10 protein-coding genes are annotated in these 12,264 nt (G+C 43.0%); 2 read left to right on the top strand and 8 right to left on the bottom strand.

Going from position 1 to position 12,264, the window contains the following annotated elements; all coding sequences use genetic code 11:
* Positions 1 to 1,094: 1,094 nt before the first annotated feature.
* Together petH and CAL7507_RS13815 are read left to right on the top strand one after the other, a co-directional pair.
* Positions 1,095 to 2,444 (top strand): ferredoxin--NADP reductase, encoded by a 1,350-nt coding sequence (petH, locus tag CAL7507_RS13810; protein ID WP_015129089.1) that lies wholly within the window; start codon positions 1,095 to 1,097, stop codon positions 2,442 to 2,444.
* A gap of 184 nt (positions 2,445 to 2,628) precedes the next feature.
* Positions 2,629 to 3,915 (top strand): homoserine dehydrogenase, encoded by a 1,287-nt coding sequence (locus tag CAL7507_RS13815; RefSeq protein WP_015129090.1) that lies wholly within the window; start codon positions 2,629 to 2,631, stop codon positions 3,913 to 3,915.
* 308 nt (positions 3,916 to 4,223) lie between these two features.
* Here CAL7507_RS13815 and CAL7507_RS13820 read toward each other — a convergent pair whose 3' ends face one another.
* The 8 genes from CAL7507_RS13820 to CAL7507_RS13855 form a co-directional block, all read right to left on the bottom strand.
* Positions 4,224 to 4,469, bottom strand: coding sequence for a hypothetical protein (locus CAL7507_RS13820; protein WP_015129091.1), 246 nt, complete (start codon positions 4,467 to 4,469; stop codon positions 4,224 to 4,226).
* The gene (locus CAL7507_RS13825) at positions 4,453 to 4,728 is read right to left on the bottom strand and encodes a BrnT family toxin (RefSeq protein ID WP_015129092.1); all 276 of its coding nucleotides are present in this window, start codon (positions 4,726 to 4,728) and stop codon (positions 4,453 to 4,455) included. The genes CAL7507_RS13820 and CAL7507_RS13825 overlap by 17 nt, the downstream gene beginning before the upstream one ends.
* A 25-nt stretch (positions 4,729 to 4,753) precedes the next feature.
* On the bottom strand, positions 4,754 to 5,143 hold the full coding sequence (locus tag CAL7507_RS13830; RefSeq protein WP_015129093.1) for a hypothetical protein: 390 nt from the start codon (positions 5,141 to 5,143) through the stop codon (positions 4,754 to 4,756).
* 194 nt (positions 5,144 to 5,337) lie between these two features.
* The gene (typA, locus tag CAL7507_RS13835) at positions 5,338 to 7,128 is read right to left on the bottom strand and encodes a translational GTPase TypA (RefSeq protein ID WP_015129094.1); all 1,791 of its coding nucleotides are present in this window, start codon (positions 7,126 to 7,128) and stop codon (positions 5,338 to 5,340) included.
* Positions 7,129 to 7,674: 546 nt separating this feature from the next.
* Positions 7,675 to 8,244 carry a Uma2 family endonuclease gene (locus tag CAL7507_RS13840; RefSeq protein WP_015129095.1) on the bottom strand — a complete coding sequence of 190 codons (570 nt, stop codon included), beginning with the start codon at positions 8,242 to 8,244 and terminating at the stop codon, positions 7,675 to 7,677.
* Between the two features lie 61 nt (positions 8,245 to 8,305).
* On the bottom strand, positions 8,306 to 8,881 hold the full coding sequence (locus CAL7507_RS13845) for a Uma2 family endonuclease (RefSeq protein ID WP_015129096.1): 576 nt from the start codon (positions 8,879 to 8,881) through the stop codon (positions 8,306 to 8,308).
* A gap of 54 nt (positions 8,882 to 8,935) precedes the next feature.
* Entirely contained in the window at positions 8,936 to 10,306 is a 1,371-nt protein-coding gene (locus CAL7507_RS13850) for an S-layer homology domain-containing protein (protein ID WP_015129097.1), read from the bottom strand.
* A 113-nt stretch (positions 10,307 to 10,419) separates the two neighbouring features.
* Positions 10,420 to 11,940, bottom strand: coding sequence for a hypothetical protein (locus CAL7507_RS13855; protein WP_015129098.1), 1,521 nt, complete (start codon positions 11,938 to 11,940; stop codon positions 10,420 to 10,422).
* Positions 11,941 to 12,264: the final 324 nt, after the last annotated feature.

Raw genomic sequence — 12,264 nt, forward strand, 5'->3', positions numbered from 1 at the left:
GATTTTAACAGAATGGGGTATTCTATACAAGATTTGCTGTCAAGAAGAATCAACTGGTTCATCAATTATGCTGATGATTTAGTGACTGATTTTAAAAGACATCTCCTCACTACCTACAAATGATGTGGTGTTCTCAGTCACTTAGTTGTGACCTTATTTAACAAGTCTATAAGGTATATTTTTTTTTTGCAGCAAATTTTTTAGCATTCTTGAATTTTAATTGGCACTTGAGCCATGCTCTAGATATTCCCAGAGGAAATCTATCCAACGAATGAGTTAGACAACTGCTATAAAAATAGTGCTGAGTCAGCAAAGTTTGCTAGGAGGAAAACCCGCCTAGGAAATTCTCAGTGAGTACTAAACAGAAGAAAAATTTTCCGGACTAGTTTTGCTATCACGAAAAAGCCCTGACCGTAGCTTTTACAGACTTGCTCAAATTTTCAGTATGAGCGCCTGGAAGTGTAGCGATAGAGGTTGACAGATGTTTCACATCAAGTAAAACTTATTATAGTTGCTTATATCACGCCTTCTGTATCATTCTGTTTTACAGTTTGACCAAGACTTAGTGGTGGAAGTAGCTAAAAACAATTTCGATGCAAGCCGCAAAAAAATTTACTGGGAAGGAAGAAGGGTGCAATCAGGGAAGTAAAACCAATCGGAAGCAAACCTTCCGCGATTGGCATTCCCCGACGTAATTAGCCAAAAAAGGCAACCGCAGCAGTGGCTTTTAGCGGCAAAATGAGCGGTAGCTTGATACTACTCAAAACTGCTTATCTGTTCTGTCATTGCGATTTGCCCTCTGGGTAATTGCCTGCTATCTCCTTGATAGAGGTGGTAGTTAACGAAAAAAAGATTAAATTGACTCATTATTAACATTCTCCAACAGACTTATCCTCTAATTTAGAAGGTGAACAGGTGTGTCTCGACGCTGCCTGCATGTCTTTGGTGAGTGTACTTAGCAAGGCATTAGCGATGATGCCGCTTTCCCAAGGCGTCAGTTTTGTTAAGCGAAAATCCGGTAAACTAAAGCTGGCTTGTGATGGGAAAAGTTTTTTTTGAAAAACGGTTAAGTAAACATCGGAGTGGTAGAACGAATGTCTAATCAAGGTGCTGTTGAGGGTGCTGCCAACACAGAATCAGGTAGCCGCATCTTCGTTTACGAAGTGGTGGGTCTGCGTCAGAACGAAGAAACTGATCAAACGAACTACCCAATTCGTAAAAGTGGCAGTGTATTCATCAGAGTGCCTTACAACCGCATGAATCAAGAGATGCGACGTATCACTCGCCTAGGCGGCAAAATTGTTAGTATTCAACCCCTAAGTGCTTTAGCACAAGTTAATGGTCAAGATTCGATTGAGGTTGCTAACGGCAAAATCAACGAATTGGCAACAGATGGGGAGGCTGCTAGCAGTGAAGGGAATGGTCAAGCCACACCTGTGAAAGCGAAAAGTGAAGTGAAAGGCTTCGCTAAATCACCAGCTGAAGAACAGCTTAAGAAGAAGGACACAAAAGGCAACACCATGTCTCAAGCGAAAGCCAAAAAAGACGCCCACGCTGACGTTCCTGTCAACCTTTACCGCCCCAATGCACCGTTTGTTGGTAAGGTAATATCCAATGAACCACTAGTTCAAGAAGGTGGCATTGGTATTGTTCAGCACATCAAATTTGACCTATCTGGTGGAAATCTGAAGTATATCGAAGGTCAGAGTATTGGCATTATCCCACCAGGATTAGACAAGAACGGTAAGCCAGAAAAACTCAGACTGTACTCAATTGCTTCCACTCGCCACGGCGATAATGTAGATGACAAAACAGTATCACTGTGTGTCCGCCAATTGGAGTACAAGCATCCAGAAACTGGCGAAACAGTGTACGGTGTTTGCTCTACCCACCTGTGCTTCTTGAAACCAGGGGAAGATGTAAAAATCACAGGTCCTGTGGGTAAGGAAATGCTGTTACCCAGCGACCCCGATGCCAAAGTGATTATGATGGCAACAGGAACAGGTATTGCGCCTATGCGGGCCTACCTATGGCGTCAGTTTAAAGATGCAGAACGAGCTGCTAACCCGGATTATCAATTCAAAGGATTTTCTTGGTTAATATTTGGTGTACCAACAACACCAAATATCCTCTATAAAGAAGAATTGGAAGAAATCCAAAACAAATATCCTGATAACTTCCGTCTCACTTATGCTATCAGCCGGGAACAAAAGAATCCCCAAGGTGGCAGAATGTACATCCAAGACCGTGTAGCAGAACACGCAGATGAACTGTGGAAGTTGATTAAAGAAGAAAAAACCCACACCTACATCTGCGGTTTACGTGGTATGGAAGGCGGTATCGATGAGGCATTATCAGCAGCAGCTGCTAAAGACGGCGTCACCTGGAGTGATTACCAAAAAGACCTCAAAAAAGCTGGTCGCTGGCACGTAGAAACCTACTAAGTTTTGAGTCCTGAGTTTTGATTGAGTAGGCTGGGCAGTGCCCAGCCTACTATTGTTTTGTTATATATAGATATTGTAAATAGCTGAGGAAAAAGTTCTCAGTTCTGATCGTGAGAGTACTTAGTACTTGTAACCACTCAGCACTCATTGCTTAGTACTCAGCACTAAATTTGGTGCAAAGTTTGTGGGTGTAAAGCTGGGAATATTAGGATTAGGTACGGTAGGAACGGGGACAGTGCAGTTGCTGCAAGATGCAGTTGGACGCCATCCGTTGTTGCAAGAGATAGAAATATATCGAGTGGGAGTCCGATCGCTTGATAAACCCCGGACAGTAGAATTGTCACCGGGAGTGATCACATCAGATTTAGAGTCAATTGTCAACGATCCAGAGGTAGATATAGTCGTTGAGGTGATGGGGGGACTAGAACCAGCGCGATCCCTCATCCTCCAAGCCCTACGCAATGGCAAACACGTTGTTACAGCCAATAAAGCAGCGATCGCCCGCTTTGGCGATGAAATCTTCACCACAGCCAATCAAACCGGGGTATATGTCTTGCTAGAAGCGGCTGTTGGTGGTGGTATCCCTGTGATTCAACCCCTGAAGCAATCTTTAAGTGTTAACAGGATTCACTCCGTTACAGGCATAGTCAACGGTACGACTAACTACATCCTCACACGGATGCAGACCGAAGGTAGCAACTTTAGTGATGTGTTAGCTGATGCCCAAAGATTGGGTTATGCTGAGGCAGACCCCACCGCCGATGTGGATGGCTTAGACGCTGCTGATAAAATTGCCATCTTAGCCTCATTAGCCTTTGGTGGACGCATCCATTTAGAAGATGTCTATTGTGAGGGAATTCGGCAAGTTAGCAAAACAGATATTGCCTACGCCGAAAAATTGGGATTTGTGATTAAACTGTTAGCGATCGCCAAACGCATCACTCCTTCATCTCCCCTTTCAGTCCGAGTTCATCCCACCCTGGTATCCAAAACACACCCATTAGCCAGCATCAATGGGGTGTATAATGCCATCCTTGTCGAAGGAGAACCAATTGGGCAAGTAATGTTCTTCGGGCCTGGTGCTGGTGCTGGTGCAACTGCCAGCGCTGTATCGTCAGATATATTAAATTTAGTTGCTACCCTCAAAACCAGTACAGCTAACCCAAATCTGCTATTGACTTGTGGACATCAAGATTACTGTCAAATTGCGCCGATGGCGGAACTAGTAACCCGTTTTTACACTCGGTTTCTGACTAGAGATCAACCAGGAGTGATTGGCAAATTGGGCACTTGCTTTGGCAATCATGGCGTTAGCTTAGAATCGATTGTGCAAACTGGCTTTCAAGGAGAACTAGCAGAGATTGTGGTTGTGACTCACGATGTTAGAGAAGGGGATTTTCGCCAAGCCTTAGCAGAAATTCGTACCCTAGAAGCAATAGATAGCATTCCTAGCTTACTGCATGTGCTTTAACCACAATTCACTAAAACCCATTTTTAAAACCTCACACCATTTGCTCAAGGAAAATGCTGTGGGGTGTATTTATTCCAAAATGAGTAAATAATCCTTTTCAAGTCCTCATCTGCCAAGAATCGCAACACTCTAGTTTATTATTATGGGTTGCGTCTCGCCCATAAGCGATCGCTTCCCACTAATCTGATCTGAGATGTTGGCTGCGATCGCAATTGAACTATCTTTGAGTAACTTCACTGAGGGCTTCATGGACAACCTCGTCGCTAACACCGTGACGTTTCAACAGTCTTAGCTCTTGCTGATAAATTTTATTCTGTTCGCTGTACAGTAGTATTGTTATGCTGGCGCTGGGCAATCTGGATTAGTAATCTTAATGCGTTATTCACTGCTTCATCAGTGGGAAAAGCTTGGGCAACATCGGGATCTAAACGCACTAGGTTCGTTTGTGTACGATATCGCTCAACATATTTACCTCTAACGCCTGCCTGCATTTGAGTGAAGTCGTACTCAGAACGTAATTCATCTTCCATTTCGTTTTCAACTTCCTTCTTCATAAAACCTCTTCTCTTGGCGCGTAGCTTTTCGGGCGCTGATAATTCGGATCTTTTCCCCTCTATCAGTATGTGCAACAACTAAAAGTTGTTCAAACCTAGATAAGCCAATGATAACGTAGCGACTTTCTCTAATGGAGTGGTCAGGATCAGGAAAAGTTACGGATAGCTGGTCATTAAATACGGTTGCAGCTTCCTGAAAAGAAACACCATGTTTCTCAAGGTTTAGTGTTGCTTTGTCTGGATTCCATTCAAATTCCATGTAAAATTATTCACTTTCTTCCCCATTAAGAAGGATAATTGTTTTCTAAACTAAAAATTTCATCTTTTACAGCTTTAATAAAGTGTTTCTTCAAATTATAAATATTTTGGTTTTGCTTGTTATCTGATTGGCTATGACAAGTAACTATGGCATCTGTTATAATTTTAGCTTTTTCAATCACATTTTCAGATGCTGTTAATTCAATATGAGAGAAACATTTCATTAAGAATTCAAAATGTTTTGTACTGCTAGCCTTTTCTTCTATGGAAAATAAAATAAGTCGATTTACTTCTCCTAAAAATTCAACATAAAGTTGTTTACGACTAATCAGTTCATCCTTTTTTATAGATAAGCGCCATTCTGTAAGTTTTAGATTTTTATTTGACAAGTAACTTATTAAACCTCCTAACGTCATTTATTTCATAGTACAAACGTTCACCTTGAAAGGGCTAGTCCTGACTATCTGTACATACAAAATATTTGGCACAATATTAAGAATTTTTTAGATAAGTAGAAAAGTGCAAATCAAGACATTAGCAAATGTTACTACAAATAACAAACTAAAAAGCCCGCAGATGCGGGCTTTCTAAGTCAATTAAGTAACTTTACTTACCGTTTCGCCAACTTCTTCGACATCTTCCGCAGGCGAATTGATTGGGGTGTAACTTCCACTAATTCATCGGGGCCGATATATTCCAAAGCCCGTTCTAGACTCATGTCTACTGGTGCTTGCAACTGGACTAGTTCATCACCACCAGCGGCACGGTGGTTGGTTAACTGTTTGGTCTTACAGATATTCAGTTCTAAGTCTTGGGGGCGATTGTGTTCACCGACAATCATACCTCTGTAAACTTTAGTACCAGGAGTGATAAAGAATGAGCCTCTATCTTCAGCGTTCTTCATGGCGTAGAAGGTAGAAACGCCTTCTTCAAAGGAGATTAAAACGCCTTTGTTGCGAGCTTCGATATCGCCACTGAGTTGACGATAATCCAAGAAGCTGTGATTCATGATGCCTTCACCGCGAGACATCCGCATGAATTCACCCCGGAAACCAATCAAGCCACGGGCGGGAATGACAAACTCTAGCTGAGTGCGATCGCCACTACCGGGTTGCATATCTTGCATTTCGCCTTTCCGTTGTCCCAGGCGTTCGATACAGCTACCGACAGCATCACCAGGAATATCCAACACCAAGAGTTCATAAGGTTCGCAAGGTTGACCGTTGATTTCTCGGTAAATTACCTGTGGCTGAGATACTTGAAACTCGAAGCCTTCCCGGCGCATGGTTTCGATTAAAATACCGAGGTGGAGTTCTCCACGACCGGAAACTAGAAATTTATCGGGGGAGTCGGTTTCTTCAACACGCAATGCGACGTTGGTTTCTAGTTCGCGGAATAGGCGATCGCGCACTTGTCTTGATGTCACCAACTTACCCTCTTGACCAGCAAAGGGTGAATCATTTACCCAGAAGGTCATTTGCAAGGTAGGCTCATCCACTTTAATTAGTGGTAGCGCTTGGGGTTCATTGGGGTCAGTAATCGTTTCCCCAATGTAAGCATCCGCAAAACCAGCGACTGCGACAATATAACCAGCGGTGGCTTCTTCCATTTCCACCCGCTTTAGCCCTTCAAAGCCCATCAACTTGGTAATTTTACCCTTGACAATGCTGCCATTTTCTGTCACCAAAGCTGCTTGCTGCCCAGCGCGAATAGTGCCGTTGTGAATTCTGCCAATCACAATCCGTCCCAGATATTCAGAATAATCTAGGGTTGTAACCTGTAATTGCAGCGGCTTGTTAACGTCGCCTACAGGTGCTGGAACGTGTTGCAGAATTGCGTTAAACAGGGGTTGCATGTCTACCGATTCTGCTTCCAAGCTTTCCTTGGCATAACCTCCCATCCCGGAGGCAAACAGGTAGGTAAAATCACACTGGTCTTCGTCTGCGCCTAATTCCAAGAACAGATCCAACACTTTATCAACAGCAACGTGGGGATCGGCTTGACCACGGTCAATTTTGTTGACAACAACGATGGGGCGCAACCCTTTTTCCAAAGCCTTTTTCAACACAAAGCGCGTTTGGGGCATGGGGCCTTCATTGGCATCGACAATCAGCAGACATCCGTCAACCATGCCGAGTACCCGTTCTACTTCACCGCCAAAGTCAGCGTGTCCAGGAGTATCAACAATATTGATCAGCGTCTCTTTGTAGCGAACTGCTGTGTTTTTAGAAAGAATTGTAATTCCCCGTTCTCGTTCCAGGGCGTTGGAGTCCATGACACAATCCGGAACGTCTTCGCCTTCGCGGAAAATGCCGGATTGTTTGAGGAGTGCGTCAACCAGGGTGGTTTTGCCGTGGTCAACGTGGGCGATAATGGCGACGTTACGAATTGGGAGCGTCATAGGAGCTGTTTGTGAACTCTAGTGGGGGTTTTGAGATTTACATCTTAATGTTAGGATGTCAGGCTGTTTTAACAGAATCGCAGGTAAGCAGCAAATTCTGTAAAGAAGCTTTAACAATTCTAGCGTAATCGTCACAATTGCGGAGAATTTTGCGATCGCCACCCACCAAGAAAATCAGGAAAGCTAAAATTTGGATTTAGCTTCTAAGTATTCGCTCCGTCAATCACGCTAATATTTTTTGCAGATTATGATAGACTCGCTGACCGCACTGATAGTCATTTGCTAGGTTTTATTTCGATTGTTGCAACTATTTATCTATAGGATTCATTCATACTTGAATATTGAAATACACGTAGGGTGGGCAGTGCCCACCAAAACCTTGATCTGGTGGGCACTGCCCACCCTACAGATACTACAGATACTTAGATTTTTTCAAAAATCAAATACTAATCCTATATGTCCAATAAAGAACCCTTGTTAATAAAGTCGATAATAGCGTCACAGATAATGCTAATAACTCAGAATTAACTGTATAGTTCAGTTTAATTATTTAACTTTCAACCAACTAAAAATATCTGCTGCTGTTATTTGCCAATCTACAAACACATCAAGCACAGGTAAGATATCAGTATCATATTTCACTGCTGGTAATTGATTTGGCTGAAATACCATCACCGATTTATCATTGGGGTCAATAAACCAACCTAATTTAGTTCCCTCGTTGATACAAAAAATAATTTTGTCAATCACACGGCTTGGAGATTGGTCTGGTGATAGGATTTCAATAATCCAATCTGGATAACTTTCAAACCTATTTGCAATCTCGCCATCTTCATCAGTTGGGATACGTGACCACTCAAATACAGCAATATCTGGAACTAAGGAACGTCCCCCAAACGTGGAGCGTAATTCAGTTAATGCTAAAACTTTTTCCTGAGGTTCCCCTACTTCATTAATAGTAGTTGATAACCGAGTTTGGATTCTACTATGTTTTCCTTGGGGCATAGGTTTTTGGTAAATCAATCCGTTGATATATTCACTAGCCGGTTTGGTTTCAGGTAATTTCAGAAACTCTTCTAGGGAAACATCGGCAGATACTTGAGTTGATAGTGCCATTAGCAATTACTCCCAAAATAATCTCAGAAAATGAATAAATTGAGGCTTATTTTTGGCTCATTTATAATAATCTTATCAAAGGCAAAGTAAATCCAGGCACAACATTTTCACCACTCAAAATTGCTGTAGCTGGGTACTGGGTGATGGAACCATCTTGACGATAAACTAAGGCTTGCCGATTTTTACTATCAATTAACCATCCTAACTTCACACCATTAGCGATGTATTCTTCCATTTTGGCTTTAAGTTTTGCCAAACTGTCATTTTTAGAACGAATTTCAATTACAAAGTCAGGTGCTAAGTTAATAAATTTATCTTCTTGCTGATCCCAATTTTCAGGTAAGCGTCCCTTAGCCACAAAAGCAGCATCTGGCGCTCTAACAGCGCTATTAGCTAATCTAAAGCCAGTACTCGGCCCGAAAACTTCACCCAAATCCTGACTTTCTACCCAATTGAGTAAATATGCTCCGGCTTTAATTTCTCTATTACCAGAAATTCCTCCAGTTGGTGTCATAGTTTCTAAAGTTCCATCAGCATTACGCTCAAACCGCAGTTCTGAGTTTTGCAAACTCATTAACATTAATTCTTCATCAGTGAGAGTGTAGAAAGATTGCACTGATGCTTGTTCGCTGTTCATGATGGTAAGATGACGAACTTAATAGGTAATTTTATTGTAAATTGAGACACAGAATCAAGTTTGAGGACGCTTTAACTTCAAAGCATCCACAGCGGATATCCCTTCACCCTGAGTACCGAAATACCACAAAGCAGCCGCAGCCTCAGCACGAGTAACTGGTTTTTTGGGTTGAAATAAGGTCGTATAGCCAAACACTCGCCGAATATTCGCTTGTTCTCCATTCTGGAAATCAGCTAAAACTGCTCTCAAAGCTTTGGGGTCTATTTTCCCCACATCTTGAAAGCCCCAGGTTTGTTTGACTGCATCTAAGTTGGCTGTAGGCAAAGCCTGGCGGGTATCCAAAGGTAATTTCCACAACACCAACTGCTCCCGTGTTAGTGGTGCATCAGGGCGAAATAAAACGGCTGTGGAATCACCAGACAAGGAACTGGGAATTAGCCCAGCTTCGGCTAATCCTTGAATGGCTGGGAAATTTGGGTCTTTTGCTGGCACATCACTAAAAGCTGGTTGAGTGCTTGTTGATGCCAAGCGAATCTGTTTAGCTGGATTATTCGCATACATTGCATTGTTAGCATTCACTAGCCAACTAGCGTATTCTCTTCGGGTTATGATTTTTGCGGGTGCAAATTGGTTGCTTGGAGGATTAACACTCTTAGTTGACTGAGATTGTTTCGACAAAACACCTAACTTTGCCAAATCTTGGATGTGTTGTCGCAATTCTTGTGGTGCATTGTTCAAATCGCTGAACTCTTGAGAGTCTGGTGTAGCTGTAGCAGTTGGTTGGCTATCAGGTATGCTGTCTGGCTGTGTTGCCAAATTCGCAGGTGGTATTGGGCCAATAAACTGTGGATCTCCTGGTTGGGGGATGTCGTTAGGATTTTGGGCTGTTGTGGTGCTATTAGGTTGATACTCAATCAGTAATTCAGTGGCTGTTTGTGGTTGATTGGGTGCGGGGTTGGTGACTGATTTCGCCTGAATGGAAATCTTCACAACTAAATCATTGCGCCGCGCCTCAAAAGCACCAACAGCATCGTCTGTGGGCTTTTGCAAAATTTGCCAGTTGTTGGACTGCAACTGGTCGCGATAAAAGCTAGTGATAAAATTGCTGGGGTCAGAACTTAGCCAGCGAGTGGATGCTTTGTTTGCTGAGTCAACAGCAGGTGTGACTGCTTCTAGTTTGGCGTTGGGATATAAGGGGATATCTTTGGGAAAATCAGCAGGTAACTGAATAATTGATTGATTCTGCCGCGTTTGCGGTTCGTTACTCTGAGCTTTTCCAAAAATAGCTGGATTATTTTGCAACCTGGGATCTGCTGCCAAAGACTGCTCAAGGTTTTTGGCAACGGGACTGTTGGCACAGGCTGTTAATGAAGTGAGTAAAGCAGCCAAACTCAGGAGGACAGTTGGACGTTTACAGGGCAGCACAGGAAATCACAAATTTAGTTAGTGTCAATTCCTACCCTAGCGCAGACTGTTGATTGAATGACGGAGAATAGGGCATGGGGCATTTATCTTTCCTCTTGCCTATTGCCTATTGCCTATTCCCTATTTATTGCCTGTGATTGTAAATTTTCAATTTGTGGGTCTGGTAACCGATTTAAAACCCGCCAAAGGATAGTATAGCTACCATCTGAACGACGACGGACTGGTCGGAAGGTGAGGATGATATCGCTGCTGTGTAGCTGTTGTGATGGGTCTAGACGGGGTTTTGGCTGGGAGATTGGTGTATTGCTCAAAATCTTCTCTGGTAGTTGAAATTGTAGCGATCGCACTAAATAAGTATGATTTAATTCGGCTTGAGCATCAGCCAAAATAACTTGACTTAATTTCCAGTTCTGGTCTTTGCCAGTGATGAACCGCCGCCGTTCTACTTGTAAGGCTTCTAATTGCTGCGGTGGCTGGTAGTTCAGAAAAAATTCTCGCATTGGTGAAACCACAGCTTGCAATTTCCCATCCAACTTTTCTAGAGGGACATCACCCAAATCGACCATAAAACTGTAGTCTGCTCCTTGAGGTTTGATTGCGAAGCGATCGCCAACCAGTTGAAGTGCTAGACTGGGTGTGAAGCCCCCCTGAGTTTCACCTAAAGAGGGGAAGGGATAGCGATCGCTCACCTGGGTTTGTAATCGATTTCGCAGGGTATTCGGCGGACGATAGTAAGTCAGGTAAGGTAAAACGCGAAAAATGCCAGTGTTAGGTAATTCCAGAAACTTGGCGTGAATTTGCGGTTCTTGGGAATCGATGTCGTAAGCAAAACGGTCAAGTATTGCTGAATTTCTCTGAGGATCTGTGAATTGAGTTTCTGAGGGAAATGCCAATTGTGCTGTCGTTAATGACTTCTTGGCTGCGGCCACAACAGTTAGTGCTGCTTGGGGAGATGCGATCGCAGGTTGCAGGGGCGGTTGATAATTAGCTATGGCTGTTTTCGCATTCCTACCAATGATTGGTGCTGAGGCTGGCGATAAATTTGGTTCCCAGGTAGAGAAAGGTGTCGCTCGCTTACCAAGATGAGGACGTTGTATGGGCGCAATCGTCAGTACGGAGTCTAATTGTCGCTCCCCAGTCACTAGGGGTAATGGTCTAACTAAGGCTAGCTCGCCCCTCCGAGACAATAATTGATCTAGTACTGGGGTAAGTTTTAACAATTCCTGGCTAGAAGTATACAAAGAGCAGTAAATTTTTACTTGTGACTCAGTTAACTGCTCAGGTGACAGGGGAACTTTTGTAGCGGAATCCACCCTTGGGGTACACAAAGTTTTGGGGCTTTGATATTGACGGTTGAGAAAACCTTCTACGGACTTGACGTGGATGGTTAATTGCCCCCTAACAGACCGCATGGGATTAATATCAGGTTCGGTGAGTGCTTGCTCAATCCGAGCAATCAAATTTACTTGCTGCTGCACTAAATCTCTTGCCGTAGTATAAAATTTTTCATCTGTTTGCTCAGATGCAAGATTTTGATTACGGGAAATTTGGGACTCATAATCACGATTTTGAGTGCTATTTGGGACAGAGGTTAGCCAAAAAGGCAGTAAAAGGCTGAAAAAGATGTATCTCATCTGCAAAACGCCGATCTGATAGGAGTATGAAAAATCTAAAATAGATATTAAATTGAAAAAAAAGAACGACCATCGACAACCGTCAATCAAACAATTTTGGATTTTAGATTTGCAATTTTGGATTGACCCTGATCACAAGTCCCATACCTTTGTTGATTTGAGATTGACGATAGAGAAGCGTTAGCGAGTCCGCGAGCGTCTTTTAGATTTGTTCCGCCCACGAGGTGCGGGGTTTGTACCGAAAAAAACAATTCTAAAATCCAAAATCCAAAATCCAAAATCTAAAATTGCCACGGTTAATTTTGCTTTCTGTAAAGCGTCGCC

It is taken from the genome of Calothrix sp. PCC 7507 (assembly GCF_000316575.1).
In the GTDB taxonomy this organism is placed as follows: domain Bacteria; phylum Cyanobacteriota; class Cyanobacteriia; order Cyanobacteriales; family Nostocaceae; genus Fortiea.